Origin of the sequence: Roseovarius sp. MMSF_3350, from assembly GCF_030733425.1 — a bacterium.
GTDB lineage: Bacteria > Pseudomonadota > Alphaproteobacteria > Rhodobacterales > Rhodobacteraceae > Roseovarius.
Genome location: NZ_JASHIZ010000009.1, coordinates 1 through 25623 on the forward strand (window position 1 = coordinate 1; position 25623 = coordinate 25623).

Below are 25623 nucleotides of genomic sequence, written 5' to 3' on the forward strand. Positions count from 1 at the left end.
TGGGCGGGACCTCTGGTTCGGGCTGTGGCGGAAGGTCGGGTTCCGGCGCGGGCGGCACTTCGGGCTGCGGGCCGGGAGGGAGGTCCGGGTCGGGCGTGTGTGGCACTTCGGGATCGACGGTGTCGGGCGCGCCCTCGAGGGCGGCTTCGGGCGCGGCGCTTTCAGCGGCGGAGGCCGCAGCGGGCGTCGCGTGCAACGGGGCTGTGCCGATGACCCGGATGGCGGCGGTGTCACGGTCGATGCGCCCGCCTTCGGGCAAAAGGGATGCGGCGCCTTTGGTTTCGCCGAACCAGGGTTCGCCGACGAAATCGCGACCGCCGGGGGCGGCGACGAAACACAGTGGATTGAAGCCATGTTCGGCGGCAAAGGCCTCGGCCTCGGACAGGGTTTCGCGGGCCACCGCGGCGACATGCACCTGGCCGGCGGAAATCGACCAGTCATAGGCGAGGTCGTCGACCGGGTATGGCGTCGCGCCGTTGAGGGCGCGGTGCACGGCCGAGGCGATCTCGTCCGCTTCGAGGCCCTCGGAATCGAACTGGAGAAAGCGGATCTGGTCGTTGGGAATGACCAGCTTGGACCGGATCGGGTTGCTGTCGAGCTGTTCCGCCCGGTGGCGCAGTTCGGCCAGGGCGCCGGGCAGGTCGCTATTGTCGAGACTTACCTCGCCCACCATGTGCCAGCCGGGGAAGGCACGATGCAGAAGGCTGATGCCTTCGAAGGACAGGGTCAGGGCAAAATTCGGTTTCATTCACAACGCTCTGGCACCATGGACACGGCAGGGGCGAACCCCTGTCGCGCATGGATTCTACAGCAGCTTACCGCCGAGGGAAAGGCATACCCCGTTCACGATCCGCGCGATCGGCGGAGACCCCCGGTGGTCAGGCGCCGGCCTTGGCCAGGGCCTGTTCCAGATCGGCGATGATGTCGTCGGCATCCTCGCAGCCGATGGAAATGCGCACCACGTTGGGCGCGGCTCCGGCGGCGGTCTGCTGTTCCGGTGTCAGCTGGCGGTGGGTGGTGGAGGCCGAGTGGATGATGAGCGACCGCGTGTCGCCGAGGTTGGCGACGTGGCTGAAGAGTTCGAGACTGTCCACCAGCTTGACGCAGCCTTCGTAGCCCGACTTGAGCGCGACGGTGAAAAGCCCGCCCGCGCCCTTGGGGCAGACGGTCTTGACACGCTTGTGATAGGGAGAGGACTTCAAGCCAGCATATGTGACGCCCTCGACCGCGTCGTGCTTTTCCAGCCAGGCGGCGACGGTTTCGGCGTTCTCGACATGTTTCTGCATCCGCAGCGACAGCGTCTCGATCCCCATCAGGGTGTAATGCGCGGCTTGTGGGTTGAGGGTCATGCCCAAATCGCGCAGGCCGATGGCGATGCCGTGGAAGGTGAAAGCCAGCGGGCCGAAGGTCTCGTGGAACTTCAGGCCGTGATAGGCGGGTTCGGGTTCCGAGAGGGACGGGAACTTGTCGGAGGCGGACCAGTCGAAGGTGCCCGAATCCACCACGACGCCGCCGGTGACGGTGCCGTTGCCGGTGAGGAACTTGGTCATGGAATGCACGACGAGCGTGGCGCCGTGTTCGATGGGACGGCAGAGGTAGGGCGTGGCCGAGGTGTTGTCGACGATGAGCGGCAGGCCGGCGGCATCGGCCACATCGGCCACGGCGCGCAGGTCGGCGATGTGGCCGCCCGGGTTGGCGATGGATTCGCAGAAGACGGCGCGGGTGTCATCGTCGATGGCGGACTTGATGGCGTCCATGTCGTCGATGTCGACGAACTTGGCCGACCAGCCGAAGCGTTTGATGGTCTGGCTGAACTGGGTTATCGAACCGCCGTAGAGACGGGTGGACACCACGACGTTCTTGCCCGGACCCATCAGCGGGAAAAGCGCCATGATCTGGGCGGCGTGCCCAGACGAGCAACAGACGGCGCCGGCGCCGCCTTCGAGCGTGGCGACGCGTTCCTGAAGCACGGCGACGGTCGGGTTGGTGAGGCGGGAATAGATGTAGCCCACTTCCTGGAGGTTGAAGAGGGCGGCGGCATGTTCGGCGTCGCGGAATACATAGGCCGTGGACTGGTAGATCGGCGTCTGGCGCGCGCCGGTGGCCGGGTCAGGCCGGGCGCCGGCGTGGATTTGCAGCGTGTCGAAGCCGAACTGGTGAATGCGGTCGTCGTCGGACATGGAAAGCCTCCCTTATGGCGTTTGTCATTTGGGTAAGCGATGGCGGCACGCAGGACAAGCGGATTGAAGCGTTCTGCTGAGACTGGCGCAGAGATATGGGGCTACTTCTTCGGGGTACGCCCATAGCGGCCCCGGAGCGCGGGAGCGGTTCCGGTGAAGAGGTAGAACGCGCTTTCCACGACCCGGCGTAACAGGGAACGCTGGCGGGGCGGTGGCAGCTCGTCATCGGGGGCGCTCTCGAAGTCCGAGGGGGAAAGCACCTCGACGGAGGAGGTTTCCAGCGCGTCGAGAAAGGCCGCGGCCTCGGCTGCGCGGGCGGTCTCGACCATGATAGGCACGCCGCCCAGGGCAACCGAGAGGTATTGCGCGTTCGAGAGCGTGTGAAAGCCGGGAACGAAAACGCGGAAGCCCGCGCCTTCGAGGGCGGCGACGGCCAGCATCGCGTCCGACGGGCCGAAGACCTGCGCGATGCGGGTCAGGCCGGGCACATGGGCGAGCGCCATCAGCGCATCCAGAAGCCGTTGCGGCGGATGGTGTTGCGGATCGCTTGTTCCTTGCGCGGCATGTCCTCGCGGTCGAAGAGGTCGCGCACCTTGTGGCCGCGGCCATGGTAGATCATGAACTTCATGGCGTCGTAGTTCTTGAGGAGCTTCTTGACCGAATTGGGCGCGCTGATCTCTTCCAGCAGGGCGACGACATCATCGTTCTCGCGGGCATAAAGCAGCGGCAGCAGGCGGTAATGGCACGACACCTCGCCGTCGAGCAGACCTTCGGGCAGGGTGTCGCGACCGCCGCCAAGGGAATGAATGACGAGCGGCAGCGCGACCTGATCAAGCCAGGGATCGAGCGACTGGCAGACCAGTTCGGGGGGCGGGTCGTCGCGGATCGCCAACGCGTAGTCGAGGAAGCGCTGGCCGAAGACATGCGGGCATTTGTAGAAGAAGTAGCCGGCATTGAAGTAAAGGTAGCGGCGCCAGTATTCATCCGGTTGGGACGTGTCCAGCGAGGATTTGAAATCCAGCCCGAACTTGTCGTAGAGCGATTTCCAGGTCTGCGTGTAGCCCGGCCCGTAAAGCTGGATCTCTGGCCAGGTGCCTTCGCGACGGAGCGAGGCGGTGGGACGGTCGAAATCGAACGGCACGCGGGTGAGGTCGCCCGTGATCAGGGTATCGGTGTCGAAGAACACGAACGGTTCGCCCTTGGGCAGGGCGGTCAGGCATTCGATCTTGTTGCCGTAGGGATAGGTCTGACCGAAGTGCCGGGACTCGAACGGCACGATCTCGGCACCGTAGCTTTCCAGCAGGGCGCGGATGTCGCCGCGCATGGTCGGGTCGTTCTTCCACAGCGGGCCGGGCTGCGGCTCTGCCACGAATAGGCGGCCTTTGAAGTCGGGACTGCGAGCGCGCAGGGAGGCGGCGAACAGCACCGCCTCGAACTGAAGCCGGCCGGCCTGGCCGACCACCACGATATTGAACGCTTGGTCTTTTGACTTTTTCGCGGCCATACTCGGGTCACGCCTGCCTGAACTGCCCTTTCGGCGCAGTATAGGCGGTGCGGCGCGGTTGCGCGAGAGGCAGTTGCGCAGATTTTTGAAAGGAAAGGTATTTTCGGATGATCGACTGGTTTTTGATCGGGCTTGCCGTGGCGCTGAGCGGCGGCGCGGAGGACACAAGCCGCGATGGCGCGGCACGGGCGGGAGCGGGCGGGGCCCAAGCGCTCGCCGGGTTCGAAGCCGAGGATCAAACGCCCACAGGCAAGTTCACCACCGCCGCCGAAATCAAGCCAATTATCGAGGCCACGCGCGGCAACTGGGTGGCGGTGCGCGAATACGATGGCCAGGACCTCCTGTACCTGACCCATCTGCTGAGCTGGCGCTGCGGGATGCACCAGGTTCGGGTCGGCGTGAATGGCGGGGCGATGGAGGTCTGGCAGATGCCGCCGTGTCAGACGGACACCGCCGCCCCCAACGCATTCCCCGACAACGCGGTGATCTACAAGAGCTTCGGGCCGGGCGAGATCGAGAGCATAGCGGTCGAAATCCTGTATGACGACCTGGCCACGGCGGAGGGGACTTTTGGACGGGCGGAAGTTTTGATCCCCTGAGCATGCACGTCTTTCTTGCCCCGCGTGCAAGGTTTTGCGAAAACCTTGGGGGAGCGGGGCGCCTTCAAATCCGCGGCGGCGTGCCTATATTGATGTTAAGGTTATTAACTTTGCCTGAAAGGGATCAGTGATGGCGAATTTGGATGCGCAGGTGCGCGAAAGTCAGGAACAGGTCGCGTCGGCGCAGGCGAAGATCGCCGAGCTGACCAGCAAGATCGAAAGCGCGCGGTCCAAGATCAAGGGCGGCGAGGATGCCAGCCTTGATATCGAGAACGCGACGCTGGACGAGGTCCATGCCCATACCGAGACGATGAACGCAAACATCGCCGAGCTGATCATGGGACTGGACGACGTGACGGCCGGGTTTTCCAGGGATTTCGACGAGATGCGGACCAAGACGGGCTGGGAAAGCTTCGTCGGCATCTTCAACCGTCACAAGGCCGACAGCATGCGGCAGGAGCGGATCCGCACCGCCAGCATCGACGACAAGTTGCAGGACCTGATTTCCAAATCCGACATCATCGTGCAATTGCTGGAAGGCCAGTTGCGCACGCTGGAAGAGCACAAGGTGAAGGTGGAGACGAACCTGACCGAAACGCTGGATGAGCGAGAGGCGACGGTGGGCGAGCTGGAGACGCTGCGGGCCGATATTCAGGGGATGGACCCCAAGATCATCGAGTTGGAGAACAAGATCGCCAACGAGACCGACGCGGCGGCGCGCACCAAGCTGGAAAGCGAACTGGCCGAGATGAACGCCAGGTATAACGAGATGGTGCAGCAGGAGCAGGTGAAGCTGGCGAAAAGCCAGACGCTGGAGCGGTATATCGAGAAGGGCAAGACCTGGGTCGACAGCCTTCAGAACCAGGCGGCGACGCAGATGGTGCTGATCAACAAGTTGCAGACCGACACCAAGCAGCGGGTCGTGCTGTATGACGCGCTCACCAAGTCGCTGAAGACCGCGCAGCAGCAGGACGTGGCGCACCGGATCAACGAGATCGGGGTCAAGACCGACCAGGAGGCGCAGAGCGCCATGGCGGGTATCGGCGCGGCCACCAACCAGAAGATGGCCGACATGCTGGAGGCGCATGAGGATCACATGGTCTTTGCCCGCGAGGTGCTGGAGGCCAAGGCCAAGGCGGACGAGCGGTTCGCGCGGCGGTTCTCCAAGATCATCGAGAAGCACGACGCCAACGCTTATGGCGGCTAGGGCATGGGGCTGGGAACGCTTGCCATTGGTCTGTCCGTCGTCTGCCTCGTGGTGTCGTTCGTGTTTACCGTGCCGGCCTGGGTGAACCTTGTCGGTGTGGGCTTCGGCATTGCGGGGTTGATCGTGATCAGCAGAGGGCGCAAGGGCGGCGGAGGTTCTTGAGCGAAGCATTGCAGGGAAAAAGATGAAATATTCCAGCACGCGCAACCTGGCCCTGTTTGTCCTGTTCGGTTTGTTGCTCGCAAAGCGAGTCGTCATCGAGGTATGGGGGCGCGACGTCTACCGTGAGGGTTTCTTGCTACTATCGACCGTCGCTCTGGCGCTTGTGCTGACATATGGTGTCTTAAGTGTTTGGGGTGGTTGGAAAAAGTCGAAGCATGACGGATAGTATCCCCCAGCAATCGGACCGTGCCGCGCTGACCGACCTTTTCGCGTCGCGCCGGTACTTCGCGAAGTTCGAGCGGATCACGGCGCATCTGGGTCGCGTGGCCGCCGTGATGCAGGCAGAAGGCGCCCTGAGCACGCAGGAGGTCGAGGTTTTGACGACCTATGTTCAGGGCATCGCCTATACCTTCAAGGCGCTGAGCATGAAGTACCTGCTGGTGGGGCGCGATACCGGGCAGTTTTTTGGCTCGCTGGCGATGGACATTGAGGAAAGCGGCTTTCCGATGTTTTCGGAACTGATGGTGATGGCAAATGACGCGGCGCAGGCGCGGCGGCATTTGGAAGGCATGCCGGATACCGAAACGCTGAAGCGCGAGATGGTCGAGCAGATCATTTCCGAGAGGACGATCCCGACGCGGCTGCAATTTGCGCTGTCGCAGCGGCTTTACTATGAGGAAATGACGAAGGGTCATCTGTTCTGGGCCCAGAACGATCCACAGATCCAATGGGTAAGCGGGCTGGACGAGCGGCGGCGTTACCTGTTGCACTGGGCGGTCTATGACAGCCAGGTGAACCTGCCGACGATCTATTTGATGGAGGTCGAGGATACGGGCCGCGCGCCCCTGGGCAAGGACGAGCGGCGCTGGCCGGAGGTGCAGGCGCACCTGATGGCGCAATCCCTGGGCGGGCTGAAGCTGCTGACCATCGCCAAGGGGTTCGACGAAAGCTTTGACGACCTGCATCCCAAGCGGATGCGGCGGTTTCACGTGGGGCCGATGTACAGCCATGCCTTTACCCGGCAGTCGGGGCCGATGCGGGACGTTCTGGCCGAAGCGGGATCGCCTGTGGGTCAGGACTGGGCGCTCGCGTGGACCGACGAGGTGCTGGAAAGCGAGCGCGTGATCGAGGAGCGGTCGGGATGGTTCGGAACGGTGGAGCGCGAGGTCTTCGCGCTGGACCCGTTTTCCGGGCAGGGGGCCGAGACCGGGGCCACGCGGATGGACCGGAGCATCATTCTGCCCGAGCGGCCGTATCAGGTGCTGGCCGAAAAGACGCCGCCGGGGTTTTCTTCGGTCACCAAGTACGTGGTCAGCCCGGGGGGGCGGGTGCTGAGATATTGAACGCGAGGTGGGGTGAAACCCCACCCTACGCCAGATTGTAGGGTGGGTTTCAAACCCACCATCGGGGAGAAGATTAATGAGCCTGACGGCAGACACGATGGAATTGCGCGAAGAGGATATCGCCACGCATTACGCGGCGGCCGCGACGATGTTGGCGGGGTTCGATCACACCCCCCGGATTGCGAAAACGGCAGAGGCGCCGCAGGAAGAGAAGTCAGCCGGACTGGGCACGCGGCGGCGGTTCCGCACGACGACGCCGGGGCTGGTGACACGCTCGACCGCGCGGCCCGAGGGCGTGCATCTGGTGGAGCGGATCGAGGCCGCCGATGGCGACGACCCGCTGGTGAGCCCGATGCAGGCTACGGTATTGCACGGCTTGAGGCGGGCGATTGCCATCGCACTGGCCGTGGGCGAGCAGTTTTCCGACGCCACGGGGCTGGCCGATTTGCGGCGGGCGAACCTGGCCGGGTCGCTGGGCGTGGACCGCAAGACCGAGTTCACCGAGCTTCTGGGGGCCGAGGCGCTGGCGGTGGGGCATGTATTCGCCAACGCGACGGCCTTCCTTCTGGCGCCGCATGGCTCGGAGGTGAGCGTCGAGGTGGGTGAGGTGGAGGAGGTTCTGACCGACAATTCTCAACTGGCTTTGCATGGTGCGTTGTGGGAACTGGACCAGGATATCGCGGCCCACGCTGGCGACGATGCGCGTCTGGTGGCGACGGTCAGCGCCTTTGCCGAGCAGTTGATGGAGAAGATCGCGCTGCGCGCCCAGAATGCCGGGCGGCTGAGCGCATTCACCGGCGCAAGCTGGCGGGTGGAGGCGGATGATTTCACCATTCGCGGTTTTGACGCCGCATCAAAGGGCAAGTCGTCGACCCTGACCATGACCTTCAAGCAGCCGCATGAGGTGGTGGGCAACCATATCGCCAAGTATCAGGCGCTGAAGCTCAGCAAGATGCTGATGGCCTATGATTTCGAGCGAAAGCTGAACCCCTTCGCCGAGCTGGGCGGGTTCATCTTCACCTTCATGGGCGACGGCAAGCCGGGGACGGGCAAGACGACGCTGATCCAGATGATGGCGGGGCTGATCAAGGGCTATTGCGACAACGTGGGCTATCCGTTTCGGTATCAGAACCTGAGCACCGAGAGCATCGACAGCTACCAGGGCAAGTCGGCGCAGAATGCCAAGGCGTTCATCAACACCGTGATCGATCCGGGCGTGATCGGGTTCGGCACGATCGACGATATCGACCAGCTGGCGGGCAAGCGCGGCGACCGGCAATCGAGCGCGGGGCAGCTGGAGATCACCGCCGTGCTGATGGAGAGCTTTGCCGGGGCCAACACGGTGGTGCGGGGGAATTGCACCTTCGGCATGTTCTCGAACTATCCCGAGAACGTGGACGACGCGCTGCGCCAGCGGGCGGGGGCGCGGTTCCTGGTGGACGGGCCGCAGACGCGGGAGGATTATATCGACATCCTCTACCTGCTGATGGGCAAGAACCACGACATCCCTCTGGGCCAGCACGAGGTCTATGCCGCGCAGGAGATCAAGAAGGCCGTGGCGGCGTCGTTCGAGAGCCACGCCAGGCCCCACGAGGAGGGCCTGATCCGGGTCTATGAACGAGTGGAGAAGGATATCGGTAAGCTGGACACGATTGCCAAGCTGGGGACCTACCTGAAAGGTATCCAAGAGGCGGACGAGCGGTTTACGGGTCGTGCGATCAAGAACATCACCGACGCGGTGAAGGTGCGGGCGATGGATTTCGAGTTGCCGGACGAGTGGATGGAGAAACCCGACCTGTTCCTGTTCAAGTCCTACGAGGAGAAGAAGGGCATGATCGAGGAGTTGCGCCAACCGATCACGGTGGAGATGGTCATCCAGGAGATCAACCGCTACGCGGATTCAGAGTTCCGCTATGCCGACAAGTCGGACGAGGTGGCGATCGAGACCATGGTGCGCGATTTCGGGCGTACAGAGGAAGCCAAGCGGCGGTATCTGGCGGCGAAGGAGGGCAGTGCGTGACATCACGCACTCTACGGGATGAACGACACGAGCGTGACATTGGTGAATACGGGGCTGCCGCTGCTGATCATCGGCGGGTTGGCGGCGCTGTTGCCGTGGGTGCTGACGCCGCGGGGGACGCGGTCGCATGGCCGGGTTCTGGTGTCGGTCGTGCTGTCGGTCCTTCTGCTGCTGGCGGCGAGCGCGGGTGTGTTCGCGCTGTTCGACAAGCGCAGCCTGCTGGGCGGGCGGACGCTTGCCGGGCAGGGGATCATCGCCTGGATGTACTTGCGCAGTTCGTTGGGGGCGGTGGCGGTCTGGGGGCCGGTGCTGGCCTTCGTCTGGCTGGGGCTTGCGCAGCGGGTGGAGCGGTTGAAGGGCGAGGATATGGCGAGGAGGGAGGCGTGATGGGCGTGGAGGCGGTCATTGCGAGCGCCCGTCCCGGGCTTGACCCTGGACCTCGGTGCCGGAAAAAAGAGGCCCCGGATCGGGTCCGGGGCGGGGTGGCCCTTTCGGCAGGTGGGGGATGGTGGGTTGGAAACCCACCCTACGGAGGTGGTGCATGGAGCGTCTGATCAGATCCGGCCTGATGTTTGGCAACCTGGTGCATGTGGCGAGCCCGGCGCTGGTGGAGCGGTATAATCGGGCGCTGAGGCACCTGACGGGCAAGACCACGACACTGACGGATTTCTACGTCGATATCTCGGGTTATAGCCCAGAAGTGGGGCATGAGCTGGGGGATGATCTTTACCTCAACCATGCGGGGGTGAACCGGCAGTTCATCCTGCTGACCACGGACCAGAAGCGCGCACCGCTCTTGAATGCACAGTTCTCGACCTCGCGCGGCATCCTGAAACAGTTCATCGAGGAGAACGAGCCGGCGCTTTTCGCACTGACGGCGCGGGATGCGGTGGCGGGCGAGTTGGTCAATTCGGTCTATGACATGTCGAGCCCGGAGCGGCTGTTCGATATCCGGCGGATCAGGATCGAGGCGGACACCACCAACGGCGCGCTGCGGCAGGCCGAAAAGCTCGACGAGAGGGTCGAGCGGTTCATGTCGGAGGAGGATGCGTGGTTCGACGACGTGCTGATCGCCGAGATGATCGATCTGGCGGGGCAGACGGGCGACGTGCTGCGCAACCCCATCGAGCTGAAGGAAATGAGTTTCGAGCAGCGCAATTACTGGACCAGTCATTTCGGCGGGGTGTACCTGTTTCAGGACCTTGAGCTACCCGGCGTGATCTGTGTGCAGGACAAGACGCCGTTCGAGGGCGGGCGGATTGGGTACGTCTTCGACCTGGGCGAGCGCAACCGGATCGCCAGTTTTCTTGACCTGAATGGGCTGGTGGAGCCGATCGTCAAGGCGCGCGGCATCGACGCGGCGGCGATCCTGCGGCAGAAGATGGATTTCGTGCTGGTCGATGCGCTGGCCGGGGAAGGCGTGGAATTCGCCGGTCGCAGCCGGGCCGAAATGCGCCGTCTGGCGCGGCGGCATTCTGACCTCCTGCCCGAGGAGTTTCACACGCTGAATGCCCTGTTGAACTGGGCCGAGAATGGCGGGCCGTGGCCGGTCATCACCTCGGACAACCCGGCCTATTTCTACACGCTGCGGGCGGCGGCGCACAAGGACGCGGAGCTGGTGAACATGCTGCTGGCGGAACTGGCGCCCAAGGATGTGCGGCAGCTGTTCATCTGCCACAAGAGCCTGTTCTACCGCCGTTACGAGACCTGGGCGGATACCAAACGCGCCTATGTCGTCGATGTCTTGCTGAACGAATACCAGGTGGACAAGCTGGGCACGCGGGCGGCACTCTTCGGGCACGAGGCGCCGATGGAAGAGCCCGCGCCGCCGAAAGCGCCAGAGCCGGCGGCGGATCTCGATGCGGTGGTGGCGCGAGTCGGCCCGTGGGGGCCGGTGGTGCGGCGGTCGGGTGACAAGAAGGGAAGGGGATAGCACATGGCGGCATTGGGACGGCTTCTGGTCATCGGGTTCATCGTCTGCACGATCCTTTACGTGGTGCTGTCGCTCTATTCGCGCAGCGTGCGGAAAGCCAAGCTGCGCGAATGGTGGGAAGAGGCGGGCCGGCCCGGCGACCGTGACGCCTATATCGAGAAGGGGTTGGAAGAGTATGATGGCTCGCTGAGGCGCAAGCTGATCCTTGGTGTCTACGTCGTGCCGTTCAGCATCGTGGCCGCGATCATCTATTTCACGAACTTTCACTGAGGGGGCGGGCGATGGTGTATCTCAAATGGCTTTTCTGGGCGGTGTTCTGGGTGCTGGTGGCGGCGTTCTTTCATTATACGTTGCCGCAGACAGATATCGTGCGGGTCACCGACACCTATGAAAAGCGGATCGATTTCGGCGAGAACAGCCTGTTCTGGGCCAGCCCCGACGCCGGCAACGACGCCACGGCGATCAACCGCGATGTGTTCTTCATCCAGACGGTGCGGGCGGATGGCAGCACCATGGTCTATCGCAACGAGGACACGAGCTGGGGCTGGCCGCCCTATTTCAAGTTCGACACGTCGAACCTGCAGGCCGAGGCGGCGGACCTGAAATCGACCTCGGAGGCGCCGCGCTGGGCGGCGCTGAAGCATTACGGGTGGCGCAACGAGTTCCTGTCGATTTTTCCCAACGGGGTGAGCATCTGGCCGGTGGCGGGGCCGGATGTGGGCAAGCCCTTCCCGTGGCTGAATATCCTGATCCTGGCGGCGTTCGGTCTGGTGGCCTATGGCGTCTGGCGGCTGTGGCGAAGGTTCCGGGCGCGGCGGATCGACCCGATGTGGAACGGGGTCGAGGCGCGGTTCGACGCGGCGGGCAATGCCATCGATGACAGACGCGGACGGGTCCGGCGCTGGCTGGATACCTGGCGGCCCAAGGACAAGCGCCGGGGCTGAAACCCGGAAATTGCGGCCTCAGGCGACTTGGGTGCGGCTTCCGTCAGAGGCGCGGCCCTCGTCGGTGACGCGCATCGAGTCGGTGACCCATGCCGGCAGCACCAGCGGCGCAAGCGGGTTTGGCGCACCGCGCAGCACCTTCTCGCGCAGCGAGGCGACCATGTCGGCGCGTCTCGACTGGGTGCCCGACATGATGTGCAACAGCGCCTCGACCTGCATCGCGTCAAGTTGCGGTCGCGGCGGCGTGGGGCGCAGGGCGAAGGGCGCGGGATCGAGGCCGATGTCGCGCAGAAAGCTGCGCAGGTAAGTTTCGGGCCCGAGCTTGATCCGCTCGAACTGGCGCGACTTGACCTGCAGGTCGGGGTGCAGAGCGGCAAGCTCCTGTTCCAGAGCGTGAAAATTGATCGAATTGAAGTTCACGCTGCGGCAGAACTGCTCCAGCGTCATGGCGACCTGGTTCTGGCGGATCGCATCGGAATAAAGGCTGAGCAGGTAGCTTTCGGCGTTGCGAGTGTAGAGCAGCAGGCGCGTCTGCTCGAGCGGCAGGCCGGCCTGTACGTGCTGAAGGTTTGTGGCGGCCTGCGGGTAGAAGCCGGGATGCGGCTGGTTCCAGAGCAGGCTGCGGGTCATCGAGGGACCAAGCCGGTGCTCGTCCGAGATGAGAACCGTCTGCGCCCCGGCCTGCGCCGCGGCGTCGGTGATGGCGGCGTTTATCTCCGCGAAATTGCCGATGGCGTGCGGTGTCGAGCCAGGCTTGTGCCTGCGGCGGATCATGCGGATTTGGCGCTGCACCAGCTTGGGAATTTCGGCGTTCACGTAAAAGACGCCCTGTGCGCGCAACTGGTCGAGATTGGATGAAAGGTTTTGCTGCAACAGCAGGGACGCCGTCCTGTGGACGCCCAGATGGATTACGTATTTCATGGACCTGCCCGGTGCCTGTTTTCTTAATTTTATGGCGAGAGTGTAGCGCATGAAGCGGAATCGCGCAATATTTTGCGGATATGCTCCTGGCCGCACCATGCTGCGAACAGTTGGACATGAGGCGGCGCGATGCGCGGAGTAGCTTATCCTGCGAATAATTTGCCGCGCCGCATAGGTGCAGGGCTGCGTTTCTGCCGGCTGGATCCTGGTGGGGAAGTGGTGGGCGACCTAGGAATGCCCACCATTGCTGTAAGTGCTTGAAAACGCCCGGTCCGCGAGTAGCGAGAGTTGCGTAATGTCTCACCTTAGTGTCGCACCTGTGTTCAAAATGCAAGGCCGAGGCGCTCGCTAGTGAACGCGCTGTTTCGTGGCACTCGTGGAGTGAGCCGGGCTAATGGCTGTCGGCTAAGCACTCCAGAACGTACGCGGCCAGAGTATGGGCCGAATGGATGACCAAGCGCGCATGCCGGGGGCGCAAGGCTGTTTCGCGATACTGATCCTCCGTTCGGCCATGTGCGCCGCTCTTCTTGTTTCGCAGATACATCGTTCCATCCACGATGCTGTTCAGCCCGGAAGCTATCTTTTTGAGGTCCTTCGCCTCTAAGTTCTTCGGGTTAATACCAAGATCATCCCGGACGAGTTGCCAAAGAGTATTGAGTGTTTCTTTGTCGTCTTTGAACGGTATATCTTGAGCCTTTAAGTACGCCTTCAAGGCCGCCTCCAATACATTGCCTGCATAGTGGGCCGCTGCGTTCGGATCATCGTCAACTTGCTTTATGGCACGCTTCATCTCGACTTCGACTGCGGACATTCCGCCTTCGCGAATTATCTCAGCCAAGGACGCAGTGGGCGTGGCTATACCGCTTCCGATATACCCGCCTTCGGAATACGATAGACCGGACTTGGCCAAGGCCGCGCGGACTTTTTCTTGATAGGCGCGAAGGTCTGAGGACCATTCAGGCTCTTCCAACTGCGCCCACGGCGGGGCGTTCTCCAAAGTCCACGGCTCACGCTCTAGCAGGTCTTCCAACAGAGGGCCAAGAACGCTCAGAGGTTTGCGGGACAACTTGTTCGCCCTGCGCAGCCACTCAACAGTCTTGACAGTCTTGTTGCCGTCCGGCGCATCCCCGGGGGCATCTGCATACGTGAACTGTCGGTCAATTTCGCTATGTGAGTAGTATGCTGGGAATACCTCTCCGAGTACCCCGATGACCCTTGAAGGTATCTTGTCTGACATCGTTCGCTTTACCCCACTCTGTGATGGACGGTCGTCGCACTGTCTAACCCTACTGGATCCACAGACGCCGCCCGTACCAATTCGTCCCACTTCGGAACACTCTGGCTTTTGCGGCTTCGAAACTGGTAGATGGCAGTTATTTGCCTGTATTCTAGGTGCCCCGACTTCGCTGTATGCGCGGGTGGTCAACTTCCAACTCAACGCCAGCGGTCTCTGCACGCAATCGGACGTAACCCCTGACCATCTTCTCTGTGAACTCATACCAGCCTGCTCGCGAGCCAGTTAAGATGGCGGCGTGGCTTGTTTTCTTGAGGCTGTTGAGGCGCTGGTTGAACTTGGCGCGATCCAGAGGCTCGTCGCTCAACTGCCGCATCATGGTCTCGTAGCTGGCAAAAATCTCTTTGCTGGGTCGGATCAATTCATGCCCGTCCGCCACCGCCCACAAGACTGTCTCGTAGTCGTTGTTGTACTTTCGGGTTGCCTTCTCGTAGGGCGCGCGCAGACGCATCTCCATAGACTGTGAAGCCGCCAGCATGGCTTCGCCAAAGTCGTTAGGTGTCGCTACGCCGTCTGACTTCTTATAGAAGACTTGCCAGAACAGTTTCTCAGATAGGAAGTGGACATAGTGCGGGAACCCGTCCGATATGCGCGCAATTCGGATGCTGGTGTCCCTGTCGACATCAACCCCTACTGCATCGGCCGCAGTGGTGATGATTTCCTCTCGTGCTTCCCACGGAAGCTGACCGAGACCTACTGTATGAAAGTACCGATCCGCACTGCCGTGCGCTGACATGATGGCGTCTACGCTTTCTCCGATACCGCAGAATATGAACTTCGCGTTCACATGCTTGTCGGAGACCAGTTTGATGAAGGTCGCGAAGCGTTCTTGCTCGTCGCGGTCCTCCACCAAATCGAATTCATCAATGACAATGACGGGGGCACTTGCACAGACTTCGCAAAGGTACTGGACCAACCTCACTGCGTCGTTAGTTGAAGCTGGCAACTCAGCAGCGCCTTTGACCTCTTGGACCTTGCCGCCGAAGGTAAGGCCAAAACGCGAAAATGATCCGCTGACTTCCGACGCTCGTTGACGTAATCTCGGGTCTCGCCGGTCCACCTCGTCAAAAATCTCCCGGACGATGCTCTGGAACGTGCTGTGGCGATCACATCCAACCAGTATGGGGTCTTGCTCGCGTGCTAGCGCGTACGCTGCGGTTTGCGCCAAAGACGACTTCCCTACGCCACGCAGGCCGTGGATGAGGATATGCCGACCGGGCTGGTAAAGTGCCTGCTTGATTTCCGCGAGTTGTTGATGACGACCCCTCAAGAACTCGGCCGACTGCAAGGGCCGCGCCGGGGAGAGCACTCTACCAAGGAGTGCTCCGAATTCCGCGTCGTCGTAAGTTAGCACCGGTCTGTCGCTGTGCAGCTTCGCCATTCGTTACCCTTACCCCAGATTTCGGTTGGAGTAGAACAAAGCGGTAACCTCATGGCAAGGAATTACGACGATTTGTGGAATGGATCGGACGGGCATACTGCACATAGTGGCTTGCCCCATTCCCTGCGCTCGCTTACCTGGGACAGCATGGAACTGATTTACCCAATTAATTTCGAAGGCCACGAGGAGTGGCTGGACAGTGGATACGCGGTCAGCCTTGCCTCGGGGGATGTCATCACGCGCGATGGAGAGGTTCTGGGGACTTGGCGTGTTGCGTATAACCCTGAAGCCAAGCCGGGCGTTGACGACGGAAGCGGGTGCTTTGAGTTCATCGTGGATGGTCAATCTGCCCCGATTTTCTTGGCAGGTTTTGCGTCACTGGATAGCAGGATCAATCAGGGCACGGCTTTGTCCTACTTCACCCGGACGATCAGAGATTGGCACGAAGCGGGAAGCTGATGGCTCTCGTGTCTCGGAGTGGCCGAGTGTTCCGGAATTTCTGACGAATTTTTGCGAGGGGGTATCTATATCCCCCGCGAGCGATCTTCCCCCATAGGCCCCTCTGAACCTAGAGCGGCCTCACCAGCGCAACAGGCCCAGTGCTCGCCGTCTGTGGCTCTGCTGCTGTCCTCGGAGCCCTTTGCTGCCGATGAGTCGCTTGCGGCTCTGCCAGCGTCTCATTAGGCCCTGCTCTAGTGAGGCGTCTCAGAGGTTCCCGTAAAATGTCTCACAGAATACCTATTGCTATTTTGAGACGACATGTCTATCAATGTCTTAGACATCATTAAGACACTCGGAGTACAGCCATGATCGTTGGGTATGCCAGAACGTCCACCTTGGACCAGAAGGCCGGGCTTGAAGCCCAGCAGACAGAACTGAAAGCAGCGGGGTGCGAGAAGGTCTTCGTTGAACAGGTCTCCTCTGTTGATGTGAAAGCCCGTGAACGGCTTGCGGAGGCCCTCGATTATGTCCGGGAGGGGGATACCCTTGTCGTGACCAAGCTGGACCGTCTAGCCCGCTCTGTGGCGCACCTGCTGGAGGTGCTGGAGGTCATATCAAGCAAGGGGGCCTCGCTTCGCATCCTGTCCATGGGGATCGACACGGGCACCGCAACCGGCAAGCTGATGCTAACGATCCTCGGGGGCGTGGCGGAGTTTGAGCGGGAGATCATGCTGGAGCGGCAACGCGAAGGCATTGCAAAGGCCAAGGCCGCCGGGAAGTACAAGGGCAGGAAGCCAACTGCCAGAGCCAAGGCAGATGAAGTGATGGCCCTGAAATCTGATGGCGTCGGTCCTGCTGAGATCGCACGGCGGCTCGGGATGGGCCGGGCTAGCGTGTATCGCATCCTGAACGACCAGAAGGACAGGGCAGGGGCTGAGCAAGCAACTGATCCACTGGCGGAGGCCGCTGTACCAACTGCCTCGGGGTGACGGAGAAAAGCTAGCGGCGTGCAGGTCGTCCTCTTGCACAGGCGTATCCTTGTCCTAACAGGTCTATCCGTTCGCATCCTTGTCGATTTGTGCGAGATCAGCGACAGCCGCTGAGGGATCAAAATCAAGTACCTCGCTTAGTTTGATGAACTCGATCACATCAACCCGGCGCTCTCCGCTTTCAACGCGGGCAATGAATGATTGGTATACCTTCATCTGGGCCGCTAGCTGGACTTGGGTAAGACCTGCTTGTTTTCGCCGACGGATCAAGAAAGCCACGAGAGCGTCATGCCGGTTATCTCCAAGTGTTTTCGGCATGTTATCCCACCCATTGTAGATGGGGCCTTCAAGTATATCTGAAAATCGACTATCTAAAATCTGGATATTTTGATTGCCGGAGGAGGTTCCCCATTAGGTGAACTGGCAACTCTCGGCCATGTGCCAAATAGATGGGGAGACGATTGGGATGCGGTTCAGGCTTGTGACGTGGACAGCAGTGATTGCGGCGATGGCACTTGGGGCACCGGCGGAGGCTCAAGTGGAGTGCGTATTTGACCGCCTCAGCACGGTAGAAGGGTTAGATCGCCTAGATGACTATGGGTTCCGCGTCGTCGGGAGTGAAACTGGCTTGACGCTAGAACAGCGGTACGCCGATGGCAGTTGGATTGCGCACGGCGATGTTCAGCGTCGAGACGTTCCAGACTTCACGGTCTACGAGCATCTTCCCCTTGATGGCAGGGGCACTGTCTCTGTGCTCACCGTGCACGGATCAGGTTCAGCATCCCCGTGCGTCTCGACCCGGTGCTTCGGGCGGTCACTTATCCCTCCGTCTTTTAGAATACCAGGAAGCAGCTTCGCTTCTCGCGCTGGCTCCAACGCTGAGCACCTCCTTCTACGCATCCTGCTGCAGAACCTGACCTCTCCTCGGGTTCAGCCCAGCCGGGGCACGTGTTCAACCCGGTGGCGGGATAGGAGGTGCTCTGCCTTGAAGCGGTTCAGGATCAGACATGCCCTTAACTGGGCGGTTCGCTGCGCAGCTTGCGTCGCGCGGTGGCCGGGACGGCTCGAAACAAAAAGATCAGCCCGGATCATTTAATCAGTTTTCGGCTACGCGCCCAAGGCCATACAACAACAGCGAAAATCATCGGATGACGTACAGGCAAGAGCCCAAGTGAAATCCGGGTATATCTAGCTTCTTTTGAACTCCTGTGTCGGGATAGCTCACCAGTTTTCAGACCGGATTGAGTACCTGATAATCCTCGTGGTTCAATGGATCTGATTGAGATGCTGGACAGCATTCTTAGCGTTGCCCGGAGGGCCGCTCTGTAAATCCAGATTATCCTGAGATCATCCCCGATTAATAATCAGCTTAGAAGCTGCTTCCGAGTTAGATCCGGGTATCCGGCATTGCAGCCCGATCCGCTCGCCTCGCGCCCTTACTACGTATGCCCACGCCGAGATGTACCTTGGCCGGTTCCGTGACAGGGCCACCCTGACCCAACGATCCCAGTGATCGCTCACCAGACAATCAAACCCCACAGACAAGGAGGTGCGGCATGCCACGTGCCATGAAAGCCCCTGTGCGAAAGACGTGCGCGCACTGCAGCGCCACGTTCAGCACAACCGACAGCCGCAAGCTGTTCTGTAGCAGGTTTTGCAAGGACACTGCCCGCAACCGATCCAACGTACCCGTTGAAGCAGCGACCTCTGCGACCATTGGGAGCCCGCATCAAGCCCGCCGCAATGAGGAACGCCGGGCAGCCCAAGAGTGGATTTACGAGGCGATCTACGGCACCGCCCCGGCATTCCGGGCAGATGTGGTGATGGCCTTTCTCGTGTTCGCCGCGACTTCGCAGAACTCCGCGAACGCCGGGGCAAAGCGATACCGCGACATCCTAACGTACCCAACGGCCCAGCGGAGCAACCGCTTCACCGCGAAGGACAAGGGCACGGCGCATCTACACTATCGCGGCCACCGGCTTTGTCGAGGCCAGCCACCGCGATGGGTCCATCCTCGCGATGTACGACACCGCAGGCGATGAGCAGGGGCCGGTATCTTCCATGGCGCAGATGATGATCGCAGAGGGACGTTCCCCGACATCAACTCTTGTGATCGACGCTTTCGGTCGCCCCGGAGTGGGCTCAGGCCAGACGCTTGCGGCCCTCGCCGGTGGTGTGGTTGGCGAGGAGGTTCCCGGCACATCGGGTAGATTGCAGGGCATCAAGGCCTGATATGGCCTCCTCAGACATTACACGGAAGACGGACGCGGAACTCGCGCGGTTCAGCGGCTTGACGGGCTGGGGCAGGGGAGGCTAGCGCCGGGGCAGTATCCCGCAGGTCAATATCCCGCATGCTTACACTGTAAGATAGCGCCTCTTGCGCATACGCACGGTGCCCGGACTGAAGCGCCTCCAGCAGCCATTCTCGGTGCTCCTTTGTCAAGACGCCTTCATCAATTCCACGCGCCTCGCAGAAGTCCCGTAGTAGGCCGTCAGACCCGCCAGTGAAGGCCAGCTCAGCCCATGCGTCGGGATCGCCCTTAGCAAGCCCTTCAGCGGCTCTGATGGCATCCAATCGGACAGAGGGCATCGGTCCACCGCTGGCTATATCCTCCTGCGTCTCTCGCAGAAGCTGTCGGAAGTGATCCCGGACGTGTTCTCGGATTTCGTCGTACCGCATGCGGCGAATAGATGCGCAAGATATTTGCTGTTGTCCAGCCAGAGTGAGGGCGCGTGCAAGTCGGCGCGCGCTCTCAGGGCATCTGGTATGCAGCGATACCTTCACGTCCGACTTTTTGCCTTCTGGGTGAAAATGAGCGGGAAGGGGCCAGCGGAAGTAAAAAACACCGTGACGCGAGTAGGTTAGATAAGCTGGAAGGCGCATGCCAGTGTCTCACCAGTTTGTCGCACCGGCGGAGTTAGCGTGTTAAGCACTTGATTTCGCTAGAAATGGTGGGCGACCTAGGAATCGAACCTAGCGTGCGTCTCCGCGAGGGAGTTACAGTCCCCTGCCACACCTTGCGGCCTGTCGCCCACTGAGGCGGGTGTTTAGAAGCGGGCCGTTGCCCCGTCAACCGGAAAATCGCTTGCGATTGCGCAGGTCAGGGGCCATTGTCCGCCGCCTGTGAAGGAGGCCCCCGGATGGCAACGAAGAAACCCAAGTGGGTCGTGGAAAAGGAACAGGCGAAGAAGGCGTCGGCGGCGGAAACCGTGTGGCTGTTCGGGCTGCATGCGGTTCGCGACGCATTGGAAAACCCCCGCCGCGAGAAACTGCGGCTGGTGGTGACGAAGAACGCCGCCGACAAGCTGGCCGATGCCATCGGGGCCTCTGGAATGGAGCCGGAGATGGCCGACCCGCGCAAGTTCAGCGCACCGCTGGATCCGCAATCGGTGCACCAGGGTGCGGCGCTGGAAGTGAAGCCGCTGGACTGGGGTGCATTGGAAGAGGTGTGTCTTGGCGACGGGGTGCGACCGCCGCGGGTAATGATGCTGGACCGGGTGACGGACCCGCATAACGTGGGCGCGATCCTGCGCTCGGCCGAGGTTTTCGGCGCCTCGGCGGTCGTTGCGCCGCGGCACCATTCGGCACCCGAGACCGGGGCGCTGGCCAAGACCGCGAGCGGCGCGCTGGAACGCCAGCCCTATTTGCGGGTGCGCAACCTTGCAGATGCGATGAGCACGTTGCAGGGCATGGGATACCTGGTGCTGGGTCTTGACGGTGAGGCGAGCGAGACCGTCGAGGAGGCAATGGTCGGGATGCAGGACCGTCCGGTGGCGCTTGTGCTGGGGGCCGAAGGACCGGGGCTACGCCAGAAAACGCGCGAGACCTGCGACAAATTGGTGCGGATCGCCTACGCGGGGGCGTTCGGATCGCTCAACGTCTCAAATGCGGCGGCAGTGGCCCTATATGCATCCAGAGGATAACCGACAGATATAACCGACGGGGGCGGAATGGGCCGGAAGATCGCGACATGCTGTTACTGCGGAACGCGGGCTGTGCTGGTGCTGGACGAAGGCCGGCATGAACTGACCTGCGGGGCCTGCGGTGCGCCGCTGCACGACATGAAGATGATGCCGGTGTCGCGCGACGATGCCGACGAGCGCAAGGGCCAGCGGCGCGGAGTGCATCCCGGCAAGAAAGAGGACAGACGGCGGCAGGGGCGCCCCGTGGCGCCGCGGCCGGAATGGCATGGCGGCCCAGGGCCAGACCGCCCCAAGCGGCGCTCGAAGCGCAAGCGCAAACCGATCCTTGGCCGGGTTCTGGACGAGGTCTGGGACGTGCTGGAAGATATCATCGACTGAGAGCGGCGGATTTTTACCGAACATTCACACCTAGGTTACCAGCTCTTTATATCTGAGGATCAGTTCCTATCTGAATACGTGGAAGTGCCGAACTGGAACTGCGGTGCTTCCCTTCACTGTCCCTCGTTCCGCGACTGGCGCCCGGGTTTTCCCGGGCGCTTTTTTCTTCCGGCGCGCCGGTCTAGAGTGAGGCAATGAACGAATATTACAAAGATTCCGACCTGCGGGACATCCTGAAGCGGACCAAGCGGATCGCCGTAGTGGGCGTATCCATGAACGAGGTGCGCCCGAGTTTCTATGTCGCGCGGTACCTGAAGCTGAAAGGGTTCGAAGTGGTGCCAGTGAATCCCGTCCATGCGGGCAAGACGGCGTTCGGGGCAACCGTTCTGGGGTCGCTGGCGCAGATCGAGGGGGATGTGGACATGGTGGACATCTTTCGCCGGTCCGAGCATGTGCCGCCGATCGTGGACGAGGCGCTGGAGCGGTTTCCCGGCCTTCAGACGATCTGGATGCAGATTGGCGTACGACACGAAGAGGCCGCGAAAAAGGCGCGGGCGCGCGGTGTGGACGTGGTGATGAACCGCTGTCCCAAGATCGAGTACCAGCGCCTGTTTGGCGAGCTGCGCATGGGCGGGTTCAATACCGGCGTGATCTCGTCGAAGCTGTGAGCGCCGGGGCTACCCCGGCCCGTCAGCTCGCGACCACGTCGGCCGCGACGCGCATTTCGCGCAAGGGGCGGACACGGCGGATGGCTTCTTCGTAGGTCGGATGCGCCTTGTAGGCGGCAAGGTCCGCCTCGGTCTCGAACTCGACATACACCACGAAATCGACCTCGGTCCCGGTCAGGGTGTCAGTATGCAGGTTCTCTCCGACCTCGAAATGGGTGGAGTGGGGGATGGTTCCGAGCGTTTCGAGACCGGCGCGGATCTCTGGCAGATGCTTGGGATCGCGGGCCGTGAAAAAGACGATGTGGCGTATCATTCGGAACGGGAAGCCTTTTCTGCAAGACCGGAGCGCGACTGGCGCGCGGCGAGTTCGGCCATGACATCGGCGACTGACACACCGCGGCTGTGCAGCATGACGAGCAGGTGAAAGAGCACGTCGGCGGCCTCGGAGGTCAGGCCTTGCGCATCGCCTTTCACGGCCTCGATCAACGCCTCGATGGCCTCTTCGCCGAACTTCTCGGCCACCTTCTCGGGGCCTTTCGACAAGAGCTTGGCGGTCCAGCTGTCTTCGGGCGAGGCGCTGGCGCGGGCGGCGACGATCTGTTCCAGCTCTTCGAGAGTCATGCGCCGATCCTCATGGGGATGCCGGCTGCGGCCATGTGAGCCTTGGCCTCGGCAATGGTGTGATCGCCGAAGTGAAAGATGGAGGCGGCCAGTACGGCGGAGGCACCGCCCTTGGTCACGCCTTCGACAAGGTGATCGAGCGTGCCGACGCCGCCCGAAGCGATGACGGGGATCGAGACCGCGTCCGCGATGGCGCGGGTGAGGGGCAGGTTGAAGCCCGAACGGGTGCCGTCGCGGTCCATCGAGGTCAGCAGAATTTCCCCGGCGCCCTTGTCCTCGACCAGCTTGGCAAACTCGACGGCATCGATGCCGGTCGGTTTGCGCCCGCCATGGGTGAAGATTTCCCAGTTGCCGGGGCTGACCGTCTTGGCGTCGATGGCCACGACGATGCACTGGCTGCCGAACTGGTCGGCGGCAAGGCGTACCACGTCGGGGTCGGCGACGGCGGCGGAATTGAACGAGACCTTGTCGGCCCCTGCCAGCAGCAGCGCGCGCACATCCGCCACGGTACGGACACCGCCGCCCACGGTGAGCGGGATGTAGCACTGCTCTGCCGTGCGGGTGACCACGTCGAGCATTACGCCGCGGTTTTCGTGGGTGGCGTGGATGTCGAGAAAACACAGCTCGTCGGCACCGGCGGCGTCATAGGCGCGGGCCGCATCGACGGGGTCGCCAGCGTCGCGCAGGTTGACGAAGTTCACGCCCTTGACCACGCGGCCATCGGCCACGTCGAGGCAGGGAATGATGCGGATCTTGAGCATGGGCCATCCTTTCGCGCCTGCCTTCTAGCGTGGCCGGCGGGCGGTGCCAATGGGGCTTGGGACGCGCGCACGGTCTGGCGGTGATTTTTGAACGCTTCCGGGGGGATGGGCGACTGATAGGTGTCGGCGCGGTTCTGCGCCTCAATCCAAGCATTCCGAAAGGACCAAGCCATGATGTCTTTCAAATCCACCCTTGCCATGCTGTCGCTGGCCATTACAGCCGCCGTCGCCGCGCCGGCCGTGCCGGCAAAGGCCGAGACCATCACCTGCCCGCACAGCCAGATCCGGCGCGAAGTGACCACGGCCTTGCCCGGGGGCTGGTGGAACACGCCGATCGTCAACTCGCTGACCGAGGCGCGGGTCGCCAATATCGGCGGACGTGCCGCGTTGCAGTGCATCTATGGCCCGGCGGGATCAATCCAGCGTTATGCGCCGGACGGCGCGACCTGCCGGGTGAGCGGGCGGCAATTCGAGTGCAACAGTGGCTCGGCCTCGGGCGCTGGCGCGCGGACCTTCTCGACCGGGCCGCTGGATATCCCACAGACCTGGACCGCGGACCTTGACCGGGGGGCGGTGGGCCGCGGCAGTGGCGTGGACATCTGGTTCCAGGCCGAGACGGCGGAACTGCTGTACCTAGCGCCGCGCAACGGCGCGAAGCTGGGCGTGGGCGACCGGCGCAACCGGGGTTTCGATGGCTGCCGGGGTGCGCGGTTCAGCGCGAACCGGGTGTCGTTGCGGGATATTCCGGTGGGGTCCTACATCTGCGCCAAGACCAATGAAGGACGCATCAGCCAGTTTCGCGTGAACGCGGTGTCGGGCGGATCGCCCAAGACGCTGAAGCTGGGCTACACGACCTGGCGGTAAGTCTGCCTGTCCGAGAGAGCCTGCATCCGGCGGTTTGCCGGGTGCTTGCGTGCGTGAACGTGGGCTTCCGGCAAGATCGGGCCCATCACGCGAATGTCTGTTCCCACGCGACGCGGTCGGCTTACGTTATGGGGTCACGGACCCCTTGCAGGAGATATTCGAGATGAAACGATTTCTGACACTTGCCGCGTTGAGCTTTCTTGCCAGCCCCGCAGTGGCCGATGACGACCTGACGAAGGTGGAGGCCAGCAGCGATGTTGCGAGCACGATGGACGCGCTGGAAGCGGCGGTAAAAGAGGCGGGCGCCACGGTCTTTGCCCGTGTGGACCATGCCGGCGGTGCCGATGGCGTGGGCATGGAGCTGGCCCCGTCACAGGTTCTGATCTTCGGCAATCCGAAGCTGGGCACGCCCGCGATGCAGGACGATCCGCTGGCCGGCCTGTACCTGCCGATGAAGGTCCTCGTGTACGAGGATGCGGATGGGCAGGTCTGGCTGGCTTACGAGAATCCCGAGGAGATGTTCGATGAACTCGACGGGATCGACGACGACGCGGAGTATATCCAGAAGATGACTGGTGCGCTCGGCAAGTTGACGGGCAAGGCGGCGGGCGGCTGACTCGAACGCCCCGCCCTTGCGTGCGGGGCTCGCGTCAGGCGGAGAGAGCGCGCAGCGCTTCTTTCAGGTCGAGCGCCCCATCATAGAGCGCGCGGCCGGAGATGGCGCCGTTGAGGGTCGCGCCGCAGTTTTTAAGCGCGACGAGGTCGTCTAGGGAGGACACCCCGCCCGAGGCGATGACCGGGATCGAGACGGCGTTGGCGAGCGCCGCCGTGGCCTCGATATTCGGGCCCTGCATGGCGCCGTCGCGGTTTATGTCGGTGTAGATTATCGCGGCGACGCCCGCGTCCTCGAAGCTGCGGGCGAGGTCGGTGACCATCACATCGGTTTCTTCGGCCCAGCCCTTGGTCGCCACGCGGCCGTTGCGGGCGTCGATGCCGACCGCCACCTGGCCGGGAAAGGCCTGTGCGGCTTCGCGCACGAGCGAGGGGTTTTCGACCGCCACGGTGCCGAGGATGACCCGGGCGAGACCCTTGCTGAGCCAGCGTTCTATCGTCGCCATGTCGCGGATACCGCCGCCAAGCTGGGCGGGGACCTGTGTGCGTTCCAGTATTGCCTCGACCGGGGCGGCGTTGACCGGCTCGCCCGCGAAGGCGCCGTTGAGGTCGACGAGGTGGAGCCATTCGCAGCCGGCATTCACGAACTCCATCGCCTGTGCGGCGGGGTCGTCGTTGAACACGGTGGCTTTCTCCATTTCGCCCTTGAAGAGGCGTACGGCCTGGCCGTCCTTTAGGTCGATGGCGGGGTAGAGGATCATGGGTGGTTATCCGGGCAAAGGGCTTTGGCGCGATGTGCCATGACGGGACGGCGTTTGCAACGCGACGTGGCGTCAGGCTTGATCGGGGCCGGGCCGTGGCCGCATGCTGCGTGGCA

Annotated in this window: 30 protein-coding genes, 1 tRNA gene and 1 pseudogene; 18 read left to right on the top strand and 14 right to left on the bottom strand. The window is 62.4% G+C overall.

The window, feature by feature from the left end; genetic code table 11:
* The 4 genes and pseudogenes from RBB31_RS10110 to RBB31_RS10125 all read right to left on the bottom strand — a co-directional run.
* Nucleotides 1-748: pseudogene (locus RBB31_RS10110) on the bottom strand (hypothetical protein); the annotation flags it as partial.
* A 130-nt stretch (nt 749-878) separates the two neighbouring features.
* Nucleotides 879-2180 carry an O-acetylhomoserine aminocarboxypropyltransferase/cysteine synthase family protein gene (locus tag RBB31_RS10115; RefSeq protein WP_306129169.1) on the bottom strand — a complete coding sequence of 434 codons (1302 nt, stop codon included), beginning with the start codon at nt 2178-2180 and terminating at the stop codon, nt 879-881.
* Nucleotides 2181-2281: 101 nt separating this feature from the next.
* Nucleotides 2282-2683: a hypothetical protein gene (locus tag RBB31_RS10120; protein ID WP_306129170.1), complete on the bottom strand. Its 402-nt coding sequence runs from the start codon at nt 2681-2683 to the stop codon at nt 2282-2284.
* Nucleotides 2683-3684, bottom strand: coding sequence for a hypothetical protein (locus RBB31_RS10125; RefSeq protein WP_306129171.1), 1002 nt, complete (start codon nt 3682-3684; stop codon nt 2683-2685). The genes RBB31_RS10120 and RBB31_RS10125 overlap by 1 nt, the downstream gene beginning before the upstream one ends.
* Before the next feature lie 107 nt (nt 3685-3791).
* On the opposite strand from RBB31_RS10125, the gene RBB31_RS10130 reads away from it, so the two are divergent.
* From RBB31_RS10130 to RBB31_RS10175, 10 genes are all read left to right on the top strand, one after another.
* Nucleotides 3792-4283, top strand: a complete 492-nt coding sequence (locus RBB31_RS10130) for a hypothetical protein (RefSeq protein WP_306129172.1) — start codon at nt 3792-3794, stop codon at nt 4281-4283.
* A 130-nt stretch (nt 4284-4413) separates the two neighbouring features.
* Complete coding sequence (locus tag RBB31_RS10135) at nt 4414-5490, top strand: hypothetical protein (RefSeq protein WP_306129173.1); 1077 nt, start codon at nt 4414-4416, stop codon at nt 5488-5490.
* Nucleotides 5491-5493: 3 nt separating this feature from the next.
* A complete protein-coding gene (locus tag RBB31_RS10140) occupies nt 5494-5652 on the top strand; it encodes a hypothetical protein (protein WP_306129174.1) in 159 nt (52 codons plus the stop codon).
* 22 nt (nt 5653-5674) lie between these two features.
* Nucleotides 5675-5878: a hypothetical protein gene (locus tag RBB31_RS10145; RefSeq protein WP_306129175.1), complete on the top strand. Its 204-nt coding sequence runs from the start codon at nt 5675-5677 to the stop codon at nt 5876-5878.
* Complete coding sequence (locus RBB31_RS10150; protein ID WP_306129176.1) at nt 5868-6995, top strand: hypothetical protein; 1128 nt, start codon at nt 5868-5870, stop codon at nt 6993-6995. The genes RBB31_RS10145 and RBB31_RS10150 overlap by 11 nt, the downstream gene beginning before the upstream one ends.
* A gap of 76 nt (nt 6996-7071) precedes the next feature.
* Complete coding sequence (locus tag RBB31_RS10155) at nt 7072-9015, top strand: ATP-binding protein (protein ID WP_306129177.1); 1944 nt, start codon at nt 7072-7074, stop codon at nt 9013-9015.
* Between the two features lie 18 nt (nt 9016-9033).
* Nucleotides 9034-9402 carry a hypothetical protein gene (locus RBB31_RS10160; protein WP_306129178.1) on the top strand — a complete coding sequence of 123 codons (369 nt, stop codon included), beginning with the start codon at nt 9034-9036 and terminating at the stop codon, nt 9400-9402.
* 154 nt (nt 9403-9556) lie between these two features.
* Nucleotides 9557-10948, top strand: a complete 1392-nt coding sequence (locus RBB31_RS10165; protein WP_306129179.1) for a DUF6638 family protein — start codon at nt 9557-9559, stop codon at nt 10946-10948.
* A gap of 3 nt (nt 10949-10951) precedes the next feature.
* Complete coding sequence (locus tag RBB31_RS10170) at nt 10952-11218, top strand: hypothetical protein (RefSeq protein WP_306129180.1); 267 nt, start codon at nt 10952-10954, stop codon at nt 11216-11218.
* A gap of 11 nt (nt 11219-11229) precedes the next feature.
* Nucleotides 11230-11892, top strand: a complete 663-nt coding sequence (locus RBB31_RS10175) for a DUF1523 family protein (protein WP_306129181.1) — start codon at nt 11230-11232, stop codon at nt 11890-11892.
* Between the two features lie 18 nt (nt 11893-11910).
* Here the strand turns inward: RBB31_RS10175 and RBB31_RS10180 are convergent, their stop codons facing one another.
* The 3 genes from RBB31_RS10180 to RBB31_RS10190 all read right to left on the bottom strand — a co-directional run bounded on the left by RBB31_RS10180 (nt 11911) and on the right by RBB31_RS10190 (nt 15488).
* On the bottom strand, nt 11911-12813 hold the full coding sequence (locus RBB31_RS10180) for a hypothetical protein (RefSeq protein WP_306129182.1): 903 nt from the start codon (nt 12811-12813) through the stop codon (nt 11911-11913).
* Nucleotides 12814-13204: 391 nt separating this feature from the next.
* Nucleotides 13205-13843: an abortive infection family protein gene (locus RBB31_RS10185; RefSeq protein ID WP_306129183.1), complete on the bottom strand. Its 639-nt coding sequence runs from the start codon at nt 13841-13843 to the stop codon at nt 13205-13207.
* A 358-nt stretch (nt 13844-14201) separates the two neighbouring features.
* Nucleotides 14202-15488 (bottom strand): AAA family ATPase, encoded by a 1287-nt coding sequence (locus RBB31_RS10190; RefSeq protein WP_306129184.1) that lies wholly within the window; start codon nt 15486-15488, stop codon nt 14202-14204.
* Nucleotides 15489-15635: 147 nt separating this feature from the next.
* Between RBB31_RS10190 and RBB31_RS10195 the strand changes: the two genes are divergently transcribed.
* Entirely contained in the window at nt 15636-15947 is a 312-nt protein-coding gene (locus tag RBB31_RS10195; protein WP_306129185.1) for a hypothetical protein, read from the top strand.
* 347 nt (nt 15948-16294) lie between these two features.
* Nucleotides 16295-16918 carry a recombinase family protein gene (locus RBB31_RS10200; RefSeq protein ID WP_306129186.1) on the top strand — a complete coding sequence of 208 codons (624 nt, stop codon included), beginning with the start codon at nt 16295-16297 and terminating at the stop codon, nt 16916-16918.
* Nucleotides 16919-16981: 63 nt separating this feature from the next.
* Here RBB31_RS10200 and RBB31_RS10205 read toward each other — a convergent pair whose 3' ends face one another.
* Nucleotides 16982-17236: a helix-turn-helix transcriptional regulator gene (locus tag RBB31_RS10205; protein ID WP_306129187.1), complete on the bottom strand. Its 255-nt coding sequence runs from the start codon at nt 17234-17236 to the stop codon at nt 16982-16984.
* Nucleotides 17237-18937: 1701 nt separating this feature from the next.
* Here RBB31_RS10205 and RBB31_RS10210 point away from each other — a divergent pair.
* Complete coding sequence (locus RBB31_RS10210; RefSeq protein WP_306129188.1) at nt 18938-19150, top strand: hypothetical protein; 213 nt, start codon at nt 18938-18940, stop codon at nt 19148-19150.
* 10 nt (nt 19151-19160) lie between these two features.
* On the opposite strand, the gene RBB31_RS20580 is transcribed toward RBB31_RS10210, so the two are convergent.
* Both RBB31_RS20580 and RBB31_RS10215 read right to left on the bottom strand, forming a co-directional pair.
* Nucleotides 19161-19802 (bottom strand): DUF6538 domain-containing protein, encoded by a 642-nt coding sequence (locus RBB31_RS20580; protein ID WP_371931318.1) that lies wholly within the window; start codon nt 19800-19802, stop codon nt 19161-19163.
* A 66-nt stretch (nt 19803-19868) separates the two neighbouring features.
* Nucleotides 19869-19952: transfer RNA gene (locus RBB31_RS10215), tRNA-Tyr, on the bottom strand.
* Nucleotides 19953-20059: 107 nt separating this feature from the next.
* On the opposite strand from RBB31_RS10215, the gene rlmB reads away from it, so the two are divergent.
* The 3 genes from rlmB (at nt 20060) to RBB31_RS10230 (ending at nt 21888) form a co-directional block, all read left to right on the top strand.
* Nucleotides 20060-20842, top strand: a complete 783-nt coding sequence (gene rlmB, locus RBB31_RS10220) for a 23S rRNA (guanosine(2251)-2'-O)-methyltransferase RlmB (protein WP_306129189.1) — start codon at nt 20060-20062, stop codon at nt 20840-20842.
* A gap of 27 nt (nt 20843-20869) precedes the next feature.
* The gene (locus RBB31_RS10225; protein ID WP_306129190.1) at nt 20870-21220 is read left to right on the top strand and encodes a hypothetical protein; all 351 of its coding nucleotides are present in this window, start codon (nt 20870-20872) and stop codon (nt 21218-21220) included.
* A gap of 194 nt (nt 21221-21414) precedes the next feature.
* Nucleotides 21415-21888, top strand: coding sequence for a CoA-binding protein (locus tag RBB31_RS10230; protein ID WP_306129191.1), 474 nt, complete (start codon nt 21415-21417; stop codon nt 21886-21888).
* 22 nt (nt 21889-21910) lie between these two features.
* Here RBB31_RS10230 and RBB31_RS10235 read toward each other — a convergent pair whose 3' ends face one another.
* The 3 genes from RBB31_RS10235 to hisF are packed head-to-tail and all read right to left on the bottom strand — an operon-like array spanning nt 21911 to nt 23270.
* The gene (locus tag RBB31_RS10235; RefSeq protein ID WP_306129192.1) at nt 21911-22201 is read right to left on the bottom strand and encodes a Dabb family protein; all 291 of its coding nucleotides are present in this window, start codon (nt 22199-22201) and stop codon (nt 21911-21913) included.
* On the bottom strand, nt 22198-22509 hold the full coding sequence (locus RBB31_RS10240) for a phosphoribosyl-ATP diphosphatase (protein ID WP_306129193.1): 312 nt from the start codon (nt 22507-22509) through the stop codon (nt 22198-22200). Before RBB31_RS10240 ends, RBB31_RS10235 begins: the two co-directional genes overlap by 4 nt.
* Nucleotides 22506-23270 (bottom strand): imidazole glycerol phosphate synthase subunit HisF, encoded by a 765-nt coding sequence (gene hisF / locus RBB31_RS10245; protein ID WP_306129194.1) that lies wholly within the window; start codon nt 23268-23270, stop codon nt 22506-22508. Before hisF ends, RBB31_RS10240 begins: the two co-directional genes overlap by 4 nt.
* Nucleotides 23271-23441: 171 nt before the next feature.
* On the opposite strand from hisF, the gene RBB31_RS10250 reads away from it, so the two are divergent.
* Both RBB31_RS10250 and RBB31_RS10255 read left to right on the top strand, forming a co-directional pair.
* Complete coding sequence (locus tag RBB31_RS10250) at nt 23442-24134, top strand: hypothetical protein (protein WP_306129195.1); 693 nt, start codon at nt 23442-23444, stop codon at nt 24132-24134.
* A gap of 163 nt (nt 24135-24297) precedes the next feature.
* On the top strand, nt 24298-24750 hold the full coding sequence (locus RBB31_RS10255; protein ID WP_306129196.1) for a DUF302 domain-containing protein: 453 nt from the start codon (nt 24298-24300) through the stop codon (nt 24748-24750).
* A gap of 34 nt (nt 24751-24784) precedes the next feature.
* Here the strand turns inward: RBB31_RS10255 and hisA are convergent, their stop codons facing one another.
* The gene (gene hisA, locus RBB31_RS10260; protein WP_306129197.1) at nt 24785-25507 is read right to left on the bottom strand and encodes a 1-(5-phosphoribosyl)-5-[(5-phosphoribosylamino)methylideneamino]imidazole-4-carboxamide isomerase; all 723 of its coding nucleotides are present in this window, start codon (nt 25505-25507) and stop codon (nt 24785-24787) included.
* Between the last annotated feature and the right edge of the window lie 116 nt (nt 25508-25623).